The following is a 20,330-nucleotide window of genomic DNA, read 5'->3' on the forward strand; positions in this document are numbered from 1 at the left end:
TGCCCGGCAAGGCCTTGAGTCGATGATGCGTTAAACGGTGCCGCACACCCGAGCCGTCAGAGCCTCGTCATAACCCATGCTGGTCATCAGCTGGGCCACCATGTTCTGCTTGCGACTGGTGTTGGTGTTGGTGATGACCCAGAACGGGGTATCCGGCACCTGCTTGGGCTTGGTGGTGCTGCCACTGGCACGCAGCGCCTCGGGATCCCGGGAAAAATAGACGCGCTTGCGCCCCTTGATCTCGGTCGCCTGAGTGAAGCTCTCCGGGTTGTCCCGGTACAGGGTGCTGAGCACCAGCATGAAGCGGTTGATGGACTTCTCTTCTTTTTGCAGCTCGCCGGAATCGAGCAGGGCTTCCAGTCCCATGGCATCGGCCAGGGGCTGAGGCTGGACCACAGGCGCGGCCGGCACTGTCGTCCCCGCCTTGACGGGCTGTTCCAGCAGACGGCGCAGGATATCGGAAGCACTCTCGCCGATGTGCCGGGTCTGGCTGGCGATAAAGAAGTAGAGATCGTCATCAAGCTCGATGGTTTTCATAGGGATGCGCTGGACTCGTCGAAATTCGGATGCGGCGATTATACATAGGCAGACCCGGCAGCCCAAGGGAGGGGCTGGCAGATGTGCATGAATCTCGGTGAGAATACGGCATAATGGCGAGCCAAGTGTGTGATCCCCCGCACTGATAACCGATCCCGGGCCGTTTTTTTGGAAAAAAAACCACAAAAAAATGCCCCCCAAGGAATGAAATCCTTTTCTTTCAGTGTGTTAAAAATCTGGCGAAACAGCCCACGACCGACAAGGTGTCATTTTGCAACAAAACTCATTATTGAATTTCAAGGATCAGGGACAAGGCCCTGTCGTCGTGCTGATCCACGGCCTGTTCGGCAGCCTGGACAACCTCGGCCTGCTGGCCCGCCCCCTGAGCGAGCAATACAGGGTCATCAGCGTCGATCTGCGCAACCACGGCGCCTCCTTTCACTCCGATGAGATGAGCTACCCGCAGCAGGGGGCGGATGTGATCGCCCTGCTGGATCGGCTCGGGCTTGAGCAGGTGGCCCTGGTCGGTCACTCCATGGGGGGCAAGGTCGCCATGCAGGTCGCCAAGCTGGCCCCTGCCCGGGTCGACCGGCTGGTGGTGGCCGACATAGCCCCGGTCGCCTATCCCCATGCCCGCCACCAGAATGTGTTCGCCGGTCTCAACGCCACGCTCACGCGCCCCCCCCAAAGCCGCAGCGAGGCGGAAGCCATCCTGGCCGAACATATCGAGATCGCCGGCGTGCGCCAGTTCCTGCTCAAGTCCTTCGCCAAAACCGAGGCGGGCTGGGGCTGGCGTTTCAATGTGCCGGCCCTTGAGCGCAACTACGCCAACATCATGGGCTGGCCCGACGACCAGACCCGCTTCGAGGGGCCGACCCTGTTCATCAAGGGGGGGGATTCCGACTATGTGCAGCCTCAGTATACCGAGACAGTGATGGCACAATTCCCGGCCGCCAAGGCCCGTGTCATCGCCGGAACCGGTCACTGGCTGCACGCCGAAAAGCCGGTTTTGTTCAATAAACTGGTTGTGGATTTCCTGTCGACAGGCGGTTAACAGTTTCAAATCCTTTGTGATATAGTGCGCCCGTCATAAGGAGTGTGCGCAATCCATGCTGTATGAACATATCGATCTGATCGAGAGTCTGGGCCTGAAGCTGTTCTTCGTGGCCATCTTCCTGCTGATTGGTCTGGCCATTCACGACGTGCTCAAACGCGGCAACGTGCCCCGTTTCGGCCGCTTTATCGTCTGGCTGGTTCTGTTTCTGGGTTGCGCGGGTTTTGTCGCCAAGGGGCTGATCGAAATGGGCTGGGAAGGCTCTGGGATCGGCTAACTACTTTTCATCTGTGATGTATGGCCAAACAGCAAACTGATCGAACAACACTGGATCTGTTCGCAACTGAGAAGCGCCCCGGCAGGCCAAAGACCAATCCACTCCCCCGTGAGACCCAACTCAAGATCAACAAGCGCAACCAGCTCAAGCGCGATCGGGAGAACGGCCTGAAGCGGGTCGAGTTAAAGGTGGAGGCCGAATTGCTGGAGCGCCTGAACCAACTTGCGCTACAACAGAACGTCAGCCGAGCCGAGCTGATCCAATCTATCCTGAAGCAACAGATTGAGTCTGCGCATGCAGCAGGCATCGCAATCTGAACCGTTAAGCATTAACCAGATACGGGTAACTAAACACTATGGCTAGTGTAGGTCTGTTTTTCGGCAGCGATACCGGTAATACCGAAGCTGTCGCCAAGATGATCCAGAAAGAACTGGGCAAACAACTGATTGAAGTCCGTGACATTGCCAAGAGCAGCAAGGCCGACATCGACAGCTTCGATCTGCTGATGTTCGGTATCCCGACTTGGTACTACGGCGAAGCCCAGGCCGATTGGGATGACTTCTTCCCCGAGCTCGAAGAGATCGACTTCAACAACAAGCTGGTCGCCATCTTCGGCTGCGGCGATCAGGAAGACTATTCCGAGTATTTCCTCGACGCCATGGGCACCCTGCGTGACATCGTCGAAGCCAAAGGTGCCATCATCATCGGCCACTGGCCAACCGCGAGCTACGAGTTCGAGGCCTCCAAGGCACTGGTGGATGACAAGCACTTCGTCGGTCTGGGGATCGATGAGGATCGCCAGCCGGAGCTGACCGCCGAGCGCGTCAAGGGCTGGTGCAAGCAGTTGCACGAAGAGATGTGCCTGAGCGAGCTGGAGTGATCTCCCTCCTCTGACAACAAGGGCCCCGCCGGGGCCCTTGTTGTTTCTACTCCTTCATGGCTGGCGCAGCCAGGCTCTGGGTTCTGTGTTCCGGCTTGGGTTTCACATACAGGGTACGCCTGACCTGGGCCACCAGCTCGCCCCGCTTGTCCTGCACCAGCACCTCGAACTCGGGGAAATGCTTGTTGCCCCCCTCGGTCGCCGCCACTATGGATGCCAGCTTGGCGTCGGTCAGATTGAACTCCGCCACCAGCATCCCCTTGCCAGGCTTGATGAAATTGATGCTGCCCGCCTTGTCCCAGACGTAATAACGGTTCTTGAAATGGCCCATCAGCATCAGCGGATAGATGGGATCCGTCATGGCGAACATGCTGCCGCCGAACTGGGTCCGGTTGGCGTTCTTGTTCCACCAGCGAGACTTGAGGGTGACCCGACAGAAGCGAAAATCGGGGCTCAATGTTTCTATCTTGATGCCCGCACCCCAGAACGGGGGCCAGGCGTTGAGGGCGTGGCGCACCCAGGCCGCGTTGCCAAAAAGCCAATCCATGGATCTCATCCGACCAGACTATAGAGAAGTGACATAGTATCAACATTCCCTCGCGGAGCAAGCCCGGTCCGAGCTGGCCAGATTAATCTTCCACAGAGGGGAAATGTGCTAAACCCCTTGAATTACTGGGTTTATTTTTGACTTGGCTACGACCTATAATGTCAGGCCATACGAGTTCGTGGTTGCCATTCCTTCGGCAGTCAATCAGAATAACCACACCTTCGAGAATGCGAATAAATAGAATATGGCAGACAACAACCAAGCGTTAAAAAAGGCCGGGCTCAAGATCACCTTGCCCCGCGTCAAGATCCTGGAAATCCTGCAACAGCCGGACTGCCAGCACACCAGTGCGGAAGATCTGTACAAACGGCTGATCGACCAGGGTGAGGAGATTGGTCTCGCTACCGTCTATCGCGTTCTCAACCAGTTTGATGATGCCGGTATCGTCACCCGCCATCACTTCGAAGGGGGCAAGTCGGTGTTCGAGCTGGCCACCCAGGAACATCACGACCACCTGGTCTGCCTCGATTGTGGCAAGGTGATCGAGTTCTCCGACGAGGTGATCGAGCAGCGTCAGCGCGACATCGCCAAGCACCACAACATCCGCCTGACCAATCACAGCCTCTATCTCTATGGTCACTGCGTGAACGGTGACTGCAAGCACGACGAATAACGCCGTCGGCCGCGAGCAGCCATGAAAAAGCCAGCATCACGCTGGCTTTTTTTGTGTCCGCAATCCGGACCAGAGTGGCAGGGTCTCCCCTGCCCTCTGCCTGTCAGACGGCAGCGATCAGGCCTCGGCCTTGCCCCAGACGTCACGCAGGGCCACGGTGCGGTTGAACACCAGATGCTCGGCGCTGGAGAGCTTGTTGTCGGCGCAGAAGTAGCCTTCACGCTCGAACTGGTAGGCAAACTCCGGCTTGGCGTCCTTGAGGGAGGCCTCGACCCGGGCACCCTGGATGATCACCAGGGAATCCGGGTTGAGCGCCGCCTCGAAGTCGTCCTCGGCACCCGGGTTCGGCATCTTGAACAGACGATCGTAGAGACGGATCTCGGCCGGCAGGGAGTGAGTGGCGCTGACCCAGTGGATCACCCCCTTCACCTTGCGGCCATCGGCCGGATCCTTGCCCAGGGTCTCGGGATCGTAGGAGCAGTAGATGCAGGTGACCTTGCCGTCCGCATCCTTCTCGACCCGCTCCGCCTTGATGACGTAGGCGTTGCGCAGGCGCACTTCCTTGCCCAGCACCAGACGCTTGAACTGCTTGTTCGCCTCTTCTTTGAAGTCCGCCTCGTCGATGAAGATCTCGCGGGTGAAGGTCAGCTCACGGCTGCCCATCTCCGGCTTGTTCGGGTGCGCCGGTGCGGTCAGCACCTCGTCGGCGGCCAGGTTCTCGATGACCACCTTGACCGGATGCAGCACCGCCATGGCACGGGGAGCGTTCTCGTTGAGATCGTCGCGGATGCAGGCTTCCAGCATGCTCATCTCGACGATGTTGTCCTGCTTGGTCACGCCGATGCGCTGGCAGAACTCGCGGATGGAGGCCGGAGTGTAACCACGGCGACGCAGCCCGGAGACGGTCAGCATGCGCGGATCGTCCCAACCGCTGACGTGCCCCTCGGTCACCAGCAGGTTCAGCTTGCGCTTGGACATGACGGTGTATTCGAGGTTCAGACGGGAGAACTCGTACTGACGGGGATGGCAGTCGATGCTGATGTTGTCCAGCACCCAGTCATAGAGGCGACGGTTGTCCTGGAACTCCAGGGTGCACAGGGAGTGGGTGATCCCCTCCAGGGCGTCCGAGATGCAGTGGGTGAAGTCGTACATGGGGTAGATGCACCACTTGTCACCTGTCTGGTGGTGATGGGCAAACTTGATGCGATAGATGACGGGATCGCGCATCACCATGAAGGGGGATGCCATGTCGATCTTGGCGCGCAGGCAGGCGCTGCCTTCGGCCAGCTCGCCGCTCTTCATCTTGGCGAACAGCGCCAGGTTCTCTTCCACGCTGCGATCGCGGAACGGGCTGTTCTTGCCAGGGGCGGTCAGGGTGCCGCGGTATTCGCGCATCTGCTCGGGGGAGAGCTCGTCCACATAGGCCAGACCCTTCTCGATGAGCTCGATGGCATAGCCGTGCAGCTTGTCGAAATAGTCGGAGGAGTAGCAGATCTCGCCGCTCCACTGGAAGCCGAGCCACTGTACGTCCTGCTTGATGGACTCCACGAACTCGATGTCTTCCTTCGCCGGGTTGGTGTCATCGAAGCGCAGGTTGCACTGGCCCTGATAGTCACGGGCGATGCCGAAGTTCAGGCAGATGGACTTGGCGTGGCCGATATGGAGATAACCGTTCGGCTCCGGCGGAAAACGGGTATGCACGCTCTTGTGCTTACCGCTGGCCAGATCTTCATCGATGATCTGACGGATAAAGTTGGTTGGGCTGCTCGCCTCGCTCATGAATTCACCTCGAATGTCTCAGCTCATGGGGCAACCGCGCGCCCCCGCTTAGAAACCGACAATGATCCACTATTCATCCATGAGGCTCAACAGGAATTTGCCGCCGCGCCCTGGCTGGCGTCACGCCAGACGCCATTTGCCTCCGGGCAGGGTCGCTTCCCGGCCACAGGCTTCCTTTATTTCGCCGCGATCGGCTCTCGGGCAAGCCACTTCCCCACGGAGATGGGCTGAACGAGGCTGGCATAAAGGGCTTACTGCGGGCACAACCACATGGCTGCTTGATATTGCGGCGAGATCACACTTCAATGTTTTGAAACAATTTAGCAACATCCGGTCCGTCACACCGCCAAGCTGAACAGAGCTGGAACCAACAAGAACCAGACATTTTCCAAACTGCATCATCCTAGTATCCTATTTACAACTTTGTCATTTTGCTGCGACATCAGGGAAGATGGTCGACAACACCTGTCCCCTCCCTTTCCCCCGAGCCACTCGCCTCATCCTCACACAGGTAGCTGAGCCATGTCCTACTCCGTATCAAGACGTGATTTCATCAAGCAGTGCGTCATAGCCGGCATCGCCGTCTACAGCGCCCCCCTCCTCGCCAACCTCTCCCTGTCCGGCATGGAAGACGAGGTCTTCGATCCCGCCTTGCTCGGCCAGTGGAAGCAGGGGGGCAAGGTCAAGTTTCGCAGCGATGGACTGGCCAAGGTCACCGGCCAGAAGATCTACAGCCGGGACTATCGCGCCCAGGATCTGGCTGGCTGGCCGTCCCAGCAGCAACATGCGCTGCTGATCCGGCTCGACAGGGCGGATCGCGTCTATCTGGGACTGGATCTCTCCATGCTGCCCGCCAATGCCCAGCCCCGCCGGGTGATCACGGCCGCCGACCTGGTGCGCGACGGCGTCGAGCTGCCCGCCTTCTACGGCGTCAACATGATGGTGAGCGAAGGGGCCACCCCGGACTATCTGGGTCATGCGGCCGCCATGCTGATCTTCCCGGACTTCGCCACCTTCAACCGGGCCAAGCAGATCCTGCAGTTCAACGGCAAGGTGGTGCGCTACGGAGATGTGACCCCCCTGGTCGCCACCACCCGGGATCCCTGGGCCTGCTGGCGCATCATCCGGATCGAGGGCAAGCTCGGCAGGGAGGATCAATACAGCACCTTGAAGAACGGCCTCTTCTTCCCGGTCATCGTCAACCACCAGCCGGTCTGGCCGACGGCCAACGCCGATGGCAACGCGGGCGAACAGGGAATGCATCAGGCCGCTCTGGTGCACAAGGAGCTGGAGGCCGAGGACGCCCTGGTGCTGGATCGCACCTACCAGACCCAGTTCATCGAGCCCATGATGATGGAGCCGGAAAACTTCAACGGCTGGTTCGACGCCAAGGCGCGCACCATGCACCTGGTGCTGAGCACCCAGTCCCCTCACGACTTCTACTACGAGGCCGCCGAGATGCTGGCCAGGGGGCCGCTGGCCGGCAAGGTCGACAAGCTGGTGGTGCACTCCCCCTTCATCGGGGGCGGCTTCGGGGCCAAGGATCACACCATATTCCCCTTCTATGGCCTGCTCGCGACCCTTTATGGCGAGGGGCCGGTGCGCCTGGCCAACGATCGTTTCGAACAGTTCCAGGGTGGCCTCAAGCGTCATCCGTTCAACATGCACAACAGGCTGGTGCTCGACAAGCAGAGCGGCCAGTTCCGCGCCCTGATCAGCGCCATGACAGTGGACGGCGGCGGTCGCCTGAACTTCACCGGCTCGGTGGCCAGCGTGGGGGCCAGCGCCATCCAGGGGGTCTACTACCTCCCCAAGAACGACATCACCGCGGTCGCCCTGCCCTCCGAGAACCCGGATTGCGGCTCCATGCGGGGATACGGTTCCCTGCAAACCATGGCGGCCATGGAGATGATGGTCAACGAAGCCGCCGCCCTGCTGAAGATGGATCCGCTGGAGCTGCGGCGCCGCAACCTGATCAAGCCCGGCCAGCCCAATACCCAGGGGGCCATTCCCGAGGGCAACAACCGTTACCCCGAGATCCTCGCCATGACCGAACAGCACGAGATCTGGGCCCAGCGTCAGGCCAGGAAGCAGGCTTACGAGGCGCAGCACCCTGATCGCCTGCACGGCACGGGCTTTGGCATCACCACCAAGGACTATGGCACCGGCGCCGTGGCCCCCTCCGCCTGCGTCGAGCTGACAAGCAAGGGGGAGATACTGCTCAAAATCAGCGGCATGGAGATGGGCACCGGGATCCAGACTTCTCAGGCCGAGATCGTCAGCCGCTACCTGGGCCAACCGGCCGACACCATAGCGCTCGCCGAAATCGCCCTCTGGGATAGCTTCAAGCTGGTCTCGACCGACAACCCCTACACCATCTCGCAGGCGCGCCAGGACGAGATGCAGAAGAACCCGCGCTGGACCCTGGCCATTCCGCAGGCCTCCTCGGCCTCCATCTCCTCCTACTTCCAGAGTCATGCCACCGTCACCGCGGCCCGCATCCTGTTCGAGCAGACGCTCTGGCCGGCGGCGACCGCCATCTGGCGCAAGCAGTACTTCGTCGGCCAGGCAGGCCTGGATCTCGGCCCCGCCAGCGAGGCGAGCTGGACCCCGGCTGGCCTCACGACCCGTGGCATGCCGCCGCTGCCGCTCGCCCTGCTGGCGGCCCATGCTCACGCCAACGGCCTCATCACAGGCGCCATGGTGCACTGCTTCAACCGCTGGGCCTGGGCCGAGTGCGACTTCACCATAGAGGGTCAGAGCCAGCGCCTGCCCATAGATGCGCTGGCACTGCGCTACGGCGAGGGCGCCAGCAGCGAGAAACGGGCGCAGGCGGATGGCAACGGCTACCAGCTGCTCGACCGCACCCAGGCCCACTACCCCAGCACCAGCCTGAACAACGCCATGGTGACCTACTACGCCCCCTGCGCCACCCTGGTCGAAATAGCCCTGGAGAAGGGCTCGGGCAAGGTGCACATACTGTCTGCCCACAGCTGGCTGGATGCCGGCCGTGTCATCGTCCCCGAGCTGGTGGAAGGGCAGATCCAGGGCGGCCTCGCCATGGGGGTCGGTCACGCCCTGTATGAATACCTGCCCGCCGGGCAGGACGGGCCGGGCAACGGCACCTGGAACCTGAACCGCTACCAGGTCCCCCTGGCGAACCAGCTGCCGGTCTGGAATCTGACCCACACCCTGCTCGATCCCCTCTCGCCGACCGATGCCACCAAGGGCATAGGCGAAGTGGTGATGATCCCCGTGGTCGCCGCCCTGGTCGAAGCCATCTATCAGGCGACCGGCACCCGTTTCTATCATCTTCCCGTCACTGCAACCGACATTCAGAAGGCCATCCAATGATCACCGTAAACATGACCATCAACGACCGTCTCATTGGCCCGATCGACGTGGATGACAACACCATGATGATCGACTTCCTGCACGAGTATGTGAACCTGACCGGCACCAAGTTCGGCTGCGGCGTCGGCGTCTGCCATGCCTGCACCATAGTGGTCGACGGGGCGGATGGCAGCAGCGAGAGCGTGCGCACCTGCATCAACGGGGTGGGCCGCTTCAACGGCCAGCGCATCCGTACCGTGGAAGGCCACGCAACGCGCAACAAGCTGGGCAAGATCATCGCCCTGAGCCCGGTGCAGAAGACCTTCCTGGATCACTTCTCCTTCCAGTGCGGCTGGTGTACCTCGGGTTTTGTCAACGAGACCACAGTGCTGCTGGAGCGGCTGCGCAAAGCGCCGGTGGCCATGGCCGATCTCGAATCCACCATAGAGGAGGCACTCAAGGATCACGTCTGCCGCTGCACCGGTTACAAGAAGTACTACGAGGGGGTCAAGGCCATGCTGATCTCGGAGGGGGTAGTCCGCACATGATGCTCTCCAGACTCACATTCGCGCTCCTGCTGGGCGCTGGCGCCGTCTCCGCGGCCGACACCCGGGATCCACTGGTGGCACAGGGGGCATACCTCGCCAAGGTGGGTGACTGCGCCGCCTGCCACACCGCCGAGGGGGGTCAGAAATACGCAGGCGGGCTGGGGTTCAAGACGCCTTTTGGCGTCATCTACTCCACCAACATCAGCTCCGACAAGAGTCAGGGGATAGGCAGCTACAGCTATGAGGATTTCTACGAGGTGATGCACAACGGCAACGCCCCCAAGGGACGCCTCTATCCCGCCATGCCCTACACCTCCTATCACCTGGTCACGGATGAGGACATGAAGGCACTCTACGCCTACTTCATGCAGACCAGGCCGGCCGCCACCGTGAACCGCGACAACGAGGTCGGCTTCCCCTTCAACGTGCGCACCGGCCTGATGGCCTGGAACCTGGTGGCCCATGAGGACAGCGCCTTCCAGCCGGATCCGGCAAAGAGTAGCAACTGGAACCGTGGCCGCTACCTGGTGGACGGGCTGGGACACTGCGGCGAGTGCCACACGCCGCGGGATCTGTTCATGGCAATGGACGGCTCACGCTACCTGAAAGGGGCCATGATAGAGGGGGTGATGGCCCCGGAGATCACCGCCACCGAGCTCAGGCGCCAGGGCTGGACCCATGACTCCCTGACCCGGTTGCTGCGCAAGGGCTACTCGGTCAAGGGGGGCGTCTTCGCCGGCATGTATCCCGTGGTCGAGAAGAGCTTCGCCTACCTGACCGACGAGGACATGCATGCCGTCACCAGCTACCTGCTCGGCAGTGACACCCCGTTGCCGGAGCCTGCACCCAGGCCGGTCACTCTGGACGCATCGCACCCGGGTTACGGGCTCTACCGGGACTACTGCGCCGGCTGTCACGGCCAGCAGGGTCAGGGCAAGCCGAACGTGACCCCCTCCATGTATGCCAACGCCACCCTGGATCAGGCGACCGCGACCAACACCCTGGCGGTGCTGCTGCGCGGGATCCCGGCCCAGAGTTACAGCCAGACCGAGCGCTTCGCCCCCATGCCCAGCTACGCCAGGGAGCTCAACGACCAGCAACTGGCGGATCTGGTGAACTTCCTGCGCCAGACCTGGGCCCATCAAGCCTCTACCCTGAGTGCCGACGACATCAGTACGCTCAAGAAGGAGATCGTCGAGGCGCACCATGAGTGACCCTCAGCTGGAGGTGCTGCGTCAGAGCCTCGCCTGGCTGGCCCAGGGGAAAGGCATCTGGCTGTGCAGCATAGTGGCGACCTACGGCTCGGCCCCCCGCCCCAAAGGGGCCCTGTTCGCCACCGATGGCCTCCACCGCAGCGGCTCCATCTCGGGGGGCTGCATCGAGGATGCCTTCGTCGCCATGCTGGCCAGGGGGGAGCATGACGTCCCCCTGAGCCTGCTGGACTATGGCGCCCACCTGGCCCCCGATGGCAGTGCGTTCGAGCTGCCGTGCGGTGGCCGCATCCGGCTGCTGGTGGAGCGCCTCGAAGGGGATGCGGCCAGCGCGGATCTCGACGAGTGGCTCACCCGGCTGCAAGGGGGCCGCCCCTTCGTGCGGGAGGTGCTGCTCGAGCAGGGGACACGCCGCTATCTGGCCGGGGAGACGACGGATCCCTGCGAGCAAGAGGTGCCAGGCCGGGTACGCCTGAGCTATGCACAGCGCTGGTGCCTGCTGCTGCTCGGCATCAGCCAGGTGAGCGAGCAGGTGGCCAGGCTCGGTCAGGCCGCCGGCTTCGAGGTGCGGTTGTGCGATACCCGCGAGCCGTACCGCAGCGACTGGCACTGGGGGCCGGAGCAAGGGGGCATAGCGGTGGAGTGGTGCGATCCCGAGCGCTTCGTCGAGCGCCATGCCACGGCCCAGAGCGCCGTGCTGGCACTGGCCCACGACCCCAGGATCGACGATGCCGGGCTGATGGCGGGGCTCGAATCCGACGCCTTCTACCTCGGTGCCATGGGCTCGGTGCGCACCAGCGCCCGTCGGCTGGAGCGGCTGCAGCGAATTGCCGAGGCGAGTCAGGCCCAGCTTGCGCGGATCCACGCCCCCATCGGGCTGCCCATCGGCAGCAAGACCCCGATCGAGATCGCCATCGCCGTGCTGGCCGAGGTGATCGCCGTGCGCCAGGGCATCCGATTGAGAGAGGCCACAGATGCAACCTGAGCGCGTCGCCCTGCTGCTGGCGGCCGGCTTCTCCCGCCGCTACGGCAGCGACAAGCGCCTCGCGGGCTCCCCGCCCCTGATCCTGCGCACCCTGGCCACCCTGCTCCCCTGTCATGACAGCGTGCTGGTGGTGCTCAGACAGCGAGACGAGGCAATGCGCCGCCTGCTGGCGGACTCCGGCGCCGAGTTGACCCAGGTGCCACGGGACGGCGGCCTGGGGGACAGCCTGGCCCACGGGGTGCGCACCCTCTTGGCGAGCGGGCGCCCCATCCACAGCCTGCTCATCGCCCTGGCCGACATGCCCCGCCTCTCCCCCGCCAGCCTGCGGGCGCTGCAAGCAGCCCAGACTGGCAGGGAGATAGTGCGCCCCCTCCATCAGGGGCAGCCGGGCCATCCCGTCAGCTTCCCCGCCGATCTGCTCCCCGAGCTGGCGGGCCTGGCGGGGGAGCAGGGCGCGCAAGGCTTACTGCTGCGCCATCGGGAGCGCCTGCGCACCCTGTCCCTTGACGATCCCGGCTGCGTGCAAGACATCGACTGGCCAGAGGATCCGCTCTGAGCCGCCTTTCCCTGCACAGCCCCACCATATGCCGTTCACGGCATGCCTGATCGCCGGGCAAAAAAAAGCCCCGCACGAGGCGGGGTCACAAGTGATGAAAAACAGACAATACACACACAACAAAGGTTCACACGCACAGTCAACCTTTCCCAAGCCCGATGGCCATCGCCCTTGGGAAAGGCGGGTCTTGCGACCCGCCCTGTGTCAGAGACGATACGCTATCAGTTCAGCTCGGTGACGCGGCTGGCGCGCTTGCCATCGAAGCTGGTGGTACGCAGCCAGACCTTGCCATTCACGCTCGGCTTGGCGGCGGCGTCATAGGCGGTCCAGGTGGTGCCGTCCAGGCTGTACTGGATGGGCAGACCCGGCAGATCCACGTTCGCTTCCAGCTTGCCGTTCACCACCTTGGCGCCCGGTACCGAGAGGCGGTATTCCACACCGGCCTGATCGAGTTTGGGCAGCACGCGCTGACCCAGCAGGTTGGCGAACTGGTTCCACTCCTTGTTCAGGGTGGCCTTGTTGACGTGCTTGGTGGTACCGGAGAACTCGCGACCCTTCACGTAGTCGAGCTCGAAGCCACCCTTGTGCCAGGCGCGCTCGGCCACGGAGAAGATGCGCGGGTAGACCATGTACTCGTACTGGGCGTCGGTGCGCACTGTCTCGCTCCACTGCTGACCGGAGATCCCCTTGAACTTGACCGGATCCTGGTCACCCTTGGCCACGAAGGCGTTGCCGTCGCGGTCAACCGAGGTCTCGGCGTTCTGCGGCAGGTTTTCCGGGGCGAAGGCGAACACCTTGCGGGTGTCGTTGAAGCGGGTCGCCCAGTAGTAGCCGCGCTCGGCCGGGTGTACCTCGTTCGGGAAGTCGAAGTAGAGGTAGTCCGGGTTCGAGAGCACCACGTCATAGCCCTTGTGCGCCCACTTCATCGCCTCGTTGAAGCCACCCCAGTAGAGGGTTTCCCAGAAGTTGACCCGGGTCTTCTCGGTGGCGAACACGCTGGCGTCCGTGGCGTACTTCAGACCATCTTCCCACGCCTGCAGGGTGGAGAAGCCGTGGCCCTTGACCATCTCGCTCACTTCCTTGGCGAAGTGGACAGGCAGCTCGGCCACGTCCTTGATCTTGCCATCGTCGATCATCTTCTGGCACATGGGGGACTTGCCGAACGGCTTGTCCTGCTTGCTGGAGTCGACGTTGCCCTTCCAGGCCACCAGCTCCTCTTTCTTGGTGACGGCCGGGTCCTGGTAACCGCCGCCCTGCATGATGTTCTTCGCCTCGTCACCACCGTAGTGCCAGGCGGTCAGGGGCTGACCGGCGGCCTGGTGCATCTGGGCCACTTCATCCATTACCTTGGCCACGAAGGTGGCGGCACCCGGCTGGCAGGGGTTGATGAAGGACATCTTGTCGTAGAACTGCACCGAGGTGACGTTGGAGGTGTCATCCGGGTCAGTCAGACGGAACTGGTTCGCTTCCGCTTCCTTCCCTTCCGCCAGCAGACGCTTGTAGCGCGCCTCCATGGAGACCACGGCAGCACGGGCGTGGGCCGGCATGTTGATCTCGGGGATCACGGTCACGCCGCGGGCCTTGGCATAGCGCACCAGGTCGATGTAGTCGGCCTTGCTGTAGAAGCCGGAGCCCTGGTTGTCGCTGGTGGGGCCTGAGCCGAGCTGCGGCATCAGGCACTTGGTTTCGGACTCGTCGTGGCAACGCTGGCTGCCGACCTCGGTCAGCTCCGGCAGGCCCGGGATCTCGATGCGCCAGCCTTCATCGTTGGTCAGGCCAAGGTGCAGCACGTTGAGCTTCATGGCAGACATCTGGTCAACCAGCTTCTTCATGGTCTCCGGGCTTCTGAAGTGGCGGGCCACGTCGGTCTGCATGCCGCGGTATTCGAAGCGCGGAGCATCCTCGACGCTCATCTGGCTCACCAGCTTGTCGTTGACCCCCAACAGGGAGATCAGGGACTGGGCGCCCCAGAAGGCCCCGTCGATGTCATGACCCTGCACCACAGTGCCTTTGGCGCCTATGGTCATGTCATAGCCTTCGGCCTGCTTGAGCTTGCTGCCGAGCTTGATGGTCACTGGGTAGCCGGTGTCGGAGAGGGTAACACCCAGCTTGGTCAGTTGAGCCTTCAGGGCCTCGGCGCGATCGCTTGGCAGATCCAGGGCATTGAGCTTGATGGTGGAGAAGTCGACCTGGGGACCGGCCTTGACCACCTGCTTCATCGGGGTCGGCAGGATCTGGTCGTCAATCTTGCCGGCAGGCAGCAAGGTGCTGGTCTGGTTGGCGGCAAAACGGGTCTCGCTGTTCATCAGGATGTTGTTGTCATCCTTGGTGCGCTTCCAGCCATCGGCCGGCATCGGCTTCTCGTAGGTGGTGGCATCATCGATGTTGCTCATGCTGGCCAGCACTTTCGGCTCGGCCCCTTCACTGGCGACGTACCAGTTCGGCATGATGTCAGATTCGAACAATACCCAGTACTCCACCACCAGGGGCACTTCGACCGTGGCGTCCTTGGCAAAGCCCTGGAACTTATCGGTTGGCGTCAAACGATAGAGGTCGCCGGTCAGGTGGGTGATGGTGAACTGGTCGTTGTCCACCCGCTGGATGCGGCGGATGGAGGAGACATAGATGCTCCAGTCCTTGGAGGTGACGTCGGCACCGGTATTGGTCAGGTGCAGCTTGGCAACGCCGCAGCTCGCCCACTCGGAGCCCAGTGCCTGGCAATCGAGGCCGGCGCCGGCACCGTCGTTGGTGACGACTTCGTACTTGACGACCAGGTTGCTGGCGAGGGAATCGACCACGGCTTGCTTGGCGGCATCGGCTGCCTGTACCTGGGCGGCACAAACGGTAGACATGGCAATGGCTAACAGAGAATGTTTCAAGTTCATAACTGCTGCTCTCGTTTGAAGTAAAGGTTGGATTTTCTTGGCTTTTTTTATATGGGGCCCCTAAGCGGGGCCCTTAGTTATGTCAACAATGGACTTAGACTTGAGGTGAGCGGGTCGCTCGATTAACGCAGGGCTTTCATCTCACCGGCGATGATCTCGGCCAAGGGGCCCAGAATCACCTGCAGGTTCTGCTCACCGAGCTTGACCACACCGGCCGCGCCCAGGGCTTTGAGCTTGCGCTCGTCGACGATGCTGCGATCTTTCAGGGTCAGACGCAGACGGGTGATGCAGGCATCTATGGTCACCAGGTTGTCCTGGCCACCCAGCACTTCCAGATACTGGCGAGCCAGCTCGGTGCGGTCAGTGGTCTGGGCCTGTACCGGCACGGCTTCGTCATCTTCACGACCCGGGGTTTTCAGGTTGAACTTGACGATCACGGCACGGAAGATGGCGTAGTAGAGACCGAAGAACACCAGGCCTTGTACCAGCAGCATGTACCACTGGGTCGCCAGCGGGTTGCGCGATTGGATGAACATATCGACGAAACCGGCGCTGAAGCCGAAGCCTGAGATCCAGTGCATGCTGGCGGCGATGAACACGGACAGGCCGGTCAGCAGGGCGTGGATGACGTACAGTACCGGCGCCACGAACATGAAGGAGAACTCGAGCGGCTCGGTCACCCCGGTGAAGAAGGCGGCAAAGGCGGCTGCGATCATGATGGAGGCAACTTTCTCTTTGTTCTCTTTCTTCGCGCTGTGGTAGATGGCCAGTGCCGCACCCGGCAGACCGAACATCATGATGGGGAAGAAGCCAGCCTGGTACATGCCGGTCACGCCTACGACAGCCTTGCCGGCGTCGATGGAGGATTGGCCACCCAGGAAGTTCGGGATGTCGTTGATGCCGGCCACGTCGAACCAGAACACCGAGTTCAGGGCGTGGTGCAGACCGACCGGGATCAGCAGACGGTTGAAGAAGGCGTAGATGCCGGCACCGGTGGAGCCCATGCTGACGATGGATTCACCGAAGGAGACCAGGCCACCATAGATGATGGGCCAGACGGCCATCAGGATGAAGGAGACCACGATCATGACAACGGAGGTCACGATCGGCACCAGACGACGGCCGGAGAAGAAGGCCAGGGCCTTGTGCAGCTCGACGCCACTGAAGCGGTTGTACAGCTCGGCAGCGATGACACCGGTCAAGATACCGATGAACTGGTTCTCAATCTTGCCGAAGGCGGCAGGGACCTGGTCCAGCGGGATTTGCTGGATCTGAGAGACCGCACCCGGGCTCAGCAGGGTGGTGACCACCAGGTAACCGACCAGACCGGCCAGCGCGGCAGAACCGTCTTTATCCTTGGACATGCCATAGGCGACACCCACGGCAAACAGAATGGCCATCTTGTCGATGATGGCGGCACCCGCCTTGATCAGGAAGGCCGCCAGCGCGCTTTCGCCACCCCAGCCGTTCGGGTCAATCCAATAGCCAATCCCCATCAGGATCGCTGCGGCAGGCAATACCGCTACCGGCACCATCAGGGCACGGCCGATCTTTTGCAAATAACCGAGAATGTTCACGGTTCCTCTCCTTAGTTGATGTTTTTCTAGAAATTAAGTGCTTATCACGTTCGACGCATAAGCCATCAAGGCTTGATTGGCAGTCTATGTGTTTTATTTCGCTGCGCAAATTAATAAACCAGCTTTCGTGATCATTATCACTCAACAGAGATAAAGGTAGCGGATAGATGTGGCTTAGTTCGCAATCTTTATTTACGCTATAAAACAACTTGAATCCGTGTTTGGTCCCTTGCCGTCAATCCTGTGCGGCAACCGTACTGAGGTATAGAAAATGCGCCTGATCCCGTTGAAGTCTGCCAGCCAGGTGGGTCTCTGGTCTGCCCGTTACATCGTTGACCGCATCAATGCGTTCAAACCGACCGCCGACCGCCCCTTCGTACTGGGCCTGCCCACCGGTGGCACGCCGCTGACGACCTACAAGCGCCTGATCGAGCTGCACAAGGCCGGCGAGGTGAGCTTCCAGCACGTGGTGACCTTCAACATGGACGAATACGTGGGGCTGCCCAAGGAGCACCCGGAGAGCTACCACAGCTTCATGTACAACAACTTCTTCAACCACGTGGACATTCGCCCGGAAAACATCAACATCCTCAACGGCAACGCCGAGGATCTGGTGGCCGAGTGCAAGCGCTACGAGGAGAAGATCAAGTCCTACGGCAGGATCAACCTCTTCATGGGCGGCGTCGGCAACGACGGTCACATCGCCTTCAACGAGCCGGCCTCTTCCCTGGCCTCCCGTACCCGGGTCAAGACCCTGACCGAGGATACCCGCATCGCCAACTCCCGCTTCTTCGGTGGCGACATGGAGCAGGTGCCCAAGCTGGCGCTGACCGTGGGCGTGGGCACCCTGATGGATGCCGAAGAGATCATGATCCTGGTGACCGGTCACGCCAAGGCCCTGGCCCTGCAGGCCGCGGTGGAAGGCTGCGTCAACCACATGTGGACCATCTCCACCCTGCAACTGCATCCCAAGGGCATGATGGTGTGCGACGAGCCCTCCACCATGGAGCTGAAGGTCAAGACGGTCCGTTACTTCCAGCAGCTGGAAGCCGCCAACATCGACCGTCTGTAAGGAGCCGTCATGTACGCACTGACTAATTGCACCCTCTATACCGGCAGCTGCGTGCTGACCGGCCACGGCGTACTGATCGAAGGCGACAGGATTGTCGCCATCTCCCACCTGACCGAGCTGCCCGCCGGCATCGAGCAGATTGATCTCAAGGGCGCCAACCTCAGCGCCGGCTTCATCGACGTGCAGCTCAATGGCTGCGGCGGTGTCATGTTCAACGGTCATATCACCACCGAGACCCTGGCCACCATGCAGGCGGCCAACCTCAAGTCAGGTACCACCAGCTTCCTGCCGACCCTGATCACCAGTCCGGATGCGGACATGAAGCTGGCGGTGGCGGTGACCCGCGACTACATGGCCGCCCGTCCGAACGAGGTGCTGGGAGTCCATCTGGAGGGGCCCTACACCAACCTCAAGCGCAAGGGCATACACCCGGCCGAGCAGATCCGTCAGCCCGTCGACGAGATGATCGATTTCTTCTGCGCCAACGCAGACGCCATCGCCAAGATCACCCTGGCGCCGGAGCGCAACAAGCCGGAGCACATCCGCCGCCTGGTGGAGGCCGGCATCCTGGTCTCCGCCGGTCACACCGCTGCCAGCTATGACCAGGCCATGGCCGGGTTTGACAACGGCATGCGCTTTGCCACCCACCTCTACAACGCCATGACCCCGACCCTGAACGGTCGCGAGCCGGGCGTGGTGGGCGCCATCTACGATCGCAAGGATGTCTATGCCGGCATCATAGTCGACGGTCACCACGTGCACTGGGCCAACGTGCGCCTGGCACACAGGATCCTCGGCGAGAAACTGGTGCTGGTCACCGATGCCACCGCCGCGGCCGGGGCACCGGAAGGCTTTGAGCAGTTTGATTTTTGTGGCGCAACCGTCTATTTCCGCGATGGTCAGTGCGTCGATGAGAATGGTACACTCGGCGGCTCCGCCCTCACCATGATTGAAGGGGTGGAGAATCTGGTCAAACAGGTCGGATTACCGCTCGATGAAGCACTGAGAATGGCCACCCTTTACCCCGCTCGCGCCATTGGATGGGACTCACGTCTCGGTAGTATCCAGGTCGGAAAAATTGCCAACCTCACCGTCTTTGATCAGGCCTTCACGGTCTGCGGGACCGTGGTTAACGGACACTACACAACACAGTGACACTATGACTGGCGGACAAATAGCAAACGTAGATCTTATCAAGCAGGTGAACAGTGCCGTCGTCTATCGACTCATTGACCTGCAGGGGCCCATCTCGCGGGTCAAAATTGCCGAGTTGAGTCAGCTGGCCCCGGCCAGCGTGACCAAGATAACCCGGCAACTGATCGAGCATGGGCTGATCAGGGAGACGTCGCCCCAGGCGTCAACCGGCGGACGACGCGCCATCTCCCTGACCACCATCAAGCATCGCTTTCAGTTTGTCTCCGCCAAGCTTGGCCGCGGCTATCTGCAGCTCTCCCTGTATGATCTCGACGGCAAGGAGCTCGATCAGCACATCACCCAGGTGACCGAGATCGAGCAACAGCCCGTGGTCGACATGCTGCTGCGGGAGATTGGCGCCTTCATCGACGCCAATACCGAGCGCAGCCGCAACCTCATCAGCATCGCACTGACCATGCCGGGTCTGGTCAATCCGGAATCCGGCATGGTCATCTATACCCCCACCTACCAGATCCGCAACCTGGGGCTCGCCAAGCTGCTGGAGCACCATTTCAACCTACCCTGCTACGTGGGCAACGACACCCGCTCCCTGGCGCTCGCGGAGCACTTCTTCGGCGAGTCCCGCGACTGCATGGACTCCATCCTGGTGAGCGTGCACCAGGGCACCGGCTCCGGCATCATCACCAAGGGGCAGGTGTTCCTCGGTCATAACCGCAACGTCGGCGAGATAGGTCACATCCAGGTCGAGCCCCTCGGCAAGCGCTGCCACTGCGGCAACTTCGGCTGCCTCGAGACCATCGCCTCCAACGAGGCCATCGTCGACAAGGTGAAGGAGCTCATCAGCCGCGGCCACCTGAGCTCGCTGCAGGAGAAGCACATCACCATCCAGGAGGTGTGCAAGGCCGCCGTGGCGGGGGACGAACTGGCTCGCAGCGTGATCGAGAACGTGGGGGAACATCTGGGCCGGGCCATCGCCATCACGGTCAACCTGTTCAACCCCCAGAAGGTGCTGATCGCCGGCGAAATCACCGCCGCCGAGGAGATCCTGATCCCGGCCATCCGCCGCTGCGTCGAGCACCAGTCCCTGCCAAGCTTCCACCGTGGCCTGCCCATCGTGAAGGCGCGCTTCCAGAACCAGCCCACCATAGGGGGTTTCGCCCTGGTGAAGCGCTCCCTGCTGGAGGGGGATCTGCTGCAGATCATCATGGAGCAGAAGTAAGGCCGCGCCTTGCATCAATAAAAACGGCAGCCAGTGGCTGCC

General features: G+C 61.7%; 18 protein-coding genes. 13 read left to right on the plus strand and 5 right to left on the minus strand.

Annotated elements, in window-relative coordinates; all coding sequences use genetic code 11:
- Positions 1-30: 30 nt before the first annotated feature.
- Positions 31-537 (minus strand): replication initiation negative regulator SeqA, encoded by a 507-nt coding sequence (gene seqA, locus AC1IN8_RS04365; RefSeq protein WP_202046322.1) that lies wholly within the window; start codon positions 535-537, stop codon positions 31-33.
- Positions 538-826: 289 nt separating this feature from the next.
- Here seqA and AC1IN8_RS04370 point away from each other — a divergent pair, with 289 nt between their 5' ends.
- From AC1IN8_RS04370 to fldA, 4 genes are read left to right on the plus strand one after another with little or no spacing between them, the layout of a single operon-like run.
- The gene (locus tag AC1IN8_RS04370) at positions 827-1,591 is read left to right on the plus strand and encodes an alpha/beta fold hydrolase (RefSeq protein ID WP_139436479.1); all 765 of its coding nucleotides are present in this window, start codon (positions 827-829) and stop codon (positions 1,589-1,591) included.
- Positions 1,592-1,646: 55 nt separating this feature from the next.
- On the plus strand, positions 1,647-1,868 hold the full coding sequence (locus tag AC1IN8_RS04375; RefSeq protein WP_106887376.1) for a DUF2788 domain-containing protein: 222 nt from the start codon (positions 1,647-1,649) through the stop codon (positions 1,866-1,868).
- 20 nt (positions 1,869-1,888) lie between these two features.
- A complete protein-coding gene (gene ybfE / locus AC1IN8_RS04380) occupies positions 1,889-2,185 on the plus strand; it encodes a LexA regulated protein (RefSeq protein WP_005325670.1) in 297 nt (98 codons plus the stop codon).
- Between the two features lie 38 nt (positions 2,186-2,223).
- Complete coding sequence (fldA, locus tag AC1IN8_RS04385; RefSeq protein WP_005325673.1) at positions 2,224-2,748, plus strand: flavodoxin FldA; 525 nt, start codon at positions 2,224-2,226, stop codon at positions 2,746-2,748.
- Positions 2,749-2,794: 46 nt separating this feature from the next.
- On the opposite strand, the gene AC1IN8_RS04390 is transcribed toward fldA, so the two are convergent.
- Positions 2,795-3,295, minus strand: coding sequence for a DUF4442 domain-containing protein (locus AC1IN8_RS04390; RefSeq protein WP_479758178.1), 501 nt, complete (start codon positions 3,293-3,295; stop codon positions 2,795-2,797).
- 244 nt (positions 3,296-3,539) lie between these two features.
- Between AC1IN8_RS04390 and fur the strand changes: the two genes are divergently transcribed.
- Positions 3,540-3,968, plus strand: a complete 429-nt coding sequence (gene fur, locus AC1IN8_RS04395; RefSeq protein WP_005325677.1) for a ferric iron uptake transcriptional regulator — start codon at positions 3,540-3,542, stop codon at positions 3,966-3,968.
- A 117-nt stretch (positions 3,969-4,085) separates the two neighbouring features.
- Here fur and glnS read toward each other — a convergent pair whose 3' ends face one another.
- Positions 4,086-5,747 carry a glutamine--tRNA ligase gene (gene glnS / locus AC1IN8_RS04400; RefSeq protein ID WP_247626858.1) on the minus strand — a complete coding sequence of 554 codons (1,662 nt, stop codon included), beginning with the start codon at positions 5,745-5,747 and terminating at the stop codon, positions 4,086-4,088.
- A gap of 522 nt (positions 5,748-6,269) precedes the next feature.
- Here glnS and AC1IN8_RS04405 point away from each other — a divergent pair.
- Genes AC1IN8_RS04405 through AC1IN8_RS04425 form a run of 5 tightly spaced genes read left to right on the plus strand, consistent with a single transcriptional unit; the run spans position 6,270 to position 12,380 of the window.
- Positions 6,270-9,101: a xanthine dehydrogenase family protein molybdopterin-binding subunit gene (locus AC1IN8_RS04405; protein WP_479758179.1), complete on the plus strand. Its 2,832-nt coding sequence runs from the start codon at positions 6,270-6,272 to the stop codon at positions 9,099-9,101.
- Positions 9,098-9,628, plus strand: a complete 531-nt coding sequence (locus AC1IN8_RS04410; RefSeq protein ID WP_139436452.1) for a (2Fe-2S)-binding protein — start codon at positions 9,098-9,100, stop codon at positions 9,626-9,628. Before AC1IN8_RS04405 ends, AC1IN8_RS04410 begins: the two co-directional genes overlap by 4 nt.
- Complete coding sequence (locus AC1IN8_RS04415) at positions 9,625-10,842, plus strand: c-type cytochrome (RefSeq protein WP_479758180.1); 1,218 nt, start codon at positions 9,625-9,627, stop codon at positions 10,840-10,842. The genes AC1IN8_RS04410 and AC1IN8_RS04415 overlap by 4 nt, the downstream gene beginning before the upstream one ends.
- Positions 10,835-11,824 (plus strand): XdhC family protein, encoded by a 990-nt coding sequence (locus tag AC1IN8_RS04420; RefSeq protein WP_479758181.1) that lies wholly within the window; start codon positions 10,835-10,837, stop codon positions 11,822-11,824. Before AC1IN8_RS04415 ends, AC1IN8_RS04420 begins: the two co-directional genes overlap by 8 nt.
- Positions 11,814-12,380, plus strand: coding sequence for a nucleotidyltransferase family protein (locus tag AC1IN8_RS04425; RefSeq protein WP_479758182.1), 567 nt, complete (start codon positions 11,814-11,816; stop codon positions 12,378-12,380). The genes AC1IN8_RS04420 and AC1IN8_RS04425 overlap by 11 nt, the downstream gene beginning before the upstream one ends.
- A gap of 221 nt (positions 12,381-12,601) precedes the next feature.
- Here AC1IN8_RS04425 and AC1IN8_RS04430 read toward each other — a convergent pair whose 3' ends face one another.
- Together AC1IN8_RS04430 and nagE are read right to left on the minus strand one after the other, a co-directional pair.
- Complete coding sequence (locus AC1IN8_RS04430) at positions 12,602-15,265, minus strand: beta-N-acetylhexosaminidase (RefSeq protein ID WP_479758183.1); 2,664 nt, start codon at positions 15,263-15,265, stop codon at positions 12,602-12,604.
- Positions 15,266-15,387: 122 nt separating this feature from the next.
- Positions 15,388-16,842: an N-acetylglucosamine-specific PTS transporter subunit IIBC gene (gene nagE / locus AC1IN8_RS04435; protein WP_005325683.1), complete on the minus strand. Its 1,455-nt coding sequence runs from the start codon at positions 16,840-16,842 to the stop codon at positions 15,388-15,390.
- Between the two features lie 271 nt (positions 16,843-17,113).
- On the opposite strand from nagE, the gene nagB reads away from it, so the two are divergent.
- The 3 genes from nagB to nagC are packed head-to-tail and all read left to right on the plus strand — an operon-like array spanning position 17,114 to position 20,288.
- Entirely contained in the window at positions 17,114-17,914 is an 801-nt protein-coding gene (nagB, locus tag AC1IN8_RS04440; RefSeq protein ID WP_139436464.1) for a glucosamine-6-phosphate deaminase, read from the plus strand.
- A 9-nt stretch (positions 17,915-17,923) separates the two neighbouring features.
- Positions 17,924-19,069: an N-acetylglucosamine-6-phosphate deacetylase gene (gene nagA / locus AC1IN8_RS04445; protein WP_479758184.1), complete on the plus strand. Its 1,146-nt coding sequence runs from the start codon at positions 17,924-17,926 to the stop codon at positions 19,067-19,069.
- A gap of 4 nt (positions 19,070-19,073) precedes the next feature.
- A complete protein-coding gene (gene nagC, locus AC1IN8_RS04450) occupies positions 19,074-20,288 on the plus strand; it encodes a DNA-binding transcriptional regulator NagC (protein ID WP_162519201.1) in 1,215 nt (404 codons plus the stop codon).
- The last annotated feature ends 42 nt before the right edge of the window (positions 20,289-20,330 follow it).

The sequence above is a fragment of the Aeromonas sp. 130281 genome, from assembly GCF_056642115.1.

Bases quoted from the DNA above. Each gene is read 5' to 3' on its own strand.
- seqA (WP_202046322.1), bottom strand. From the start codon at position 537: ATGAAAACCATCGAGCTTGATGACGATCTCTACTTCTTTATCGCCAGC.
- AC1IN8_RS04375 (WP_106887376.1), top strand. From the start codon at position 1,647: ATGCTGTATGAACATATCGATCTGATCGAGAGTCTGGGCCTGAAGCTG.
- ybfE (WP_005325670.1), top strand. From the start codon at position 1,889: ATGGCCAAACAGCAAACTGATCGAACAACACTGGATCTGTTCGCAACT.
- fldA (WP_005325673.1), top strand. From the start codon at position 2,224: ATGGCTAGTGTAGGTCTGTTTTTCGGCAGCGATACCGGTAATACCGAA.
- AC1IN8_RS04390 (WP_479758178.1), bottom strand. From the start codon at position 3,295: ATGGATTGGCTTTTTGGCAACGCGGCCTGGGTGCGCCACGCCCTCAAC.
- fur (WP_005325677.1), top strand. From the start codon at position 3,540: ATGGCAGACAACAACCAAGCGTTAAAAAAGGCCGGGCTCAAGATCACC.
- glnS (WP_247626858.1), bottom strand. From the start codon at position 5,747: ATGAGCGAGGCGAGCAGCCCAACCAACTTTATCCGTCAGATCATCGAT.
- AC1IN8_RS04405 (WP_479758179.1), top strand. From the start codon at position 6,270: ATGTCCTACTCCGTATCAAGACGTGATTTCATCAAGCAGTGCGTCATA.
- AC1IN8_RS04410 (WP_139436452.1), top strand. From the start codon at position 9,098: ATGATCACCGTAAACATGACCATCAACGACCGTCTCATTGGCCCGATC.
- AC1IN8_RS04415 (WP_479758180.1), top strand. From the start codon at position 9,625: ATGATGCTCTCCAGACTCACATTCGCGCTCCTGCTGGGCGCTGGCGCC.
- AC1IN8_RS04420 (WP_479758181.1), top strand. From the start codon at position 10,835: ATGAGTGACCCTCAGCTGGAGGTGCTGCGTCAGAGCCTCGCCTGGCTG.
- AC1IN8_RS04425 (WP_479758182.1), top strand. From the start codon at position 11,814: ATGCAACCTGAGCGCGTCGCCCTGCTGCTGGCGGCCGGCTTCTCCCGC.
- AC1IN8_RS04430 (WP_479758183.1), bottom strand. From the start codon at position 15,265: ATGAACTTGAAACATTCTCTGTTAGCCATTGCCATGTCTACCGTTTGT.
- nagB (WP_139436464.1), top strand. From the start codon at position 17,114: ATGCGCCTGATCCCGTTGAAGTCTGCCAGCCAGGTGGGTCTCTGGTCT.
- nagA (WP_479758184.1), top strand. From the start codon at position 17,924: ATGTACGCACTGACTAATTGCACCCTCTATACCGGCAGCTGCGTGCTG.
- nagC (WP_162519201.1), top strand. From the start codon at position 19,074: ATGACTGGCGGACAAATAGCAAACGTAGATCTTATCAAGCAGGTGAAC.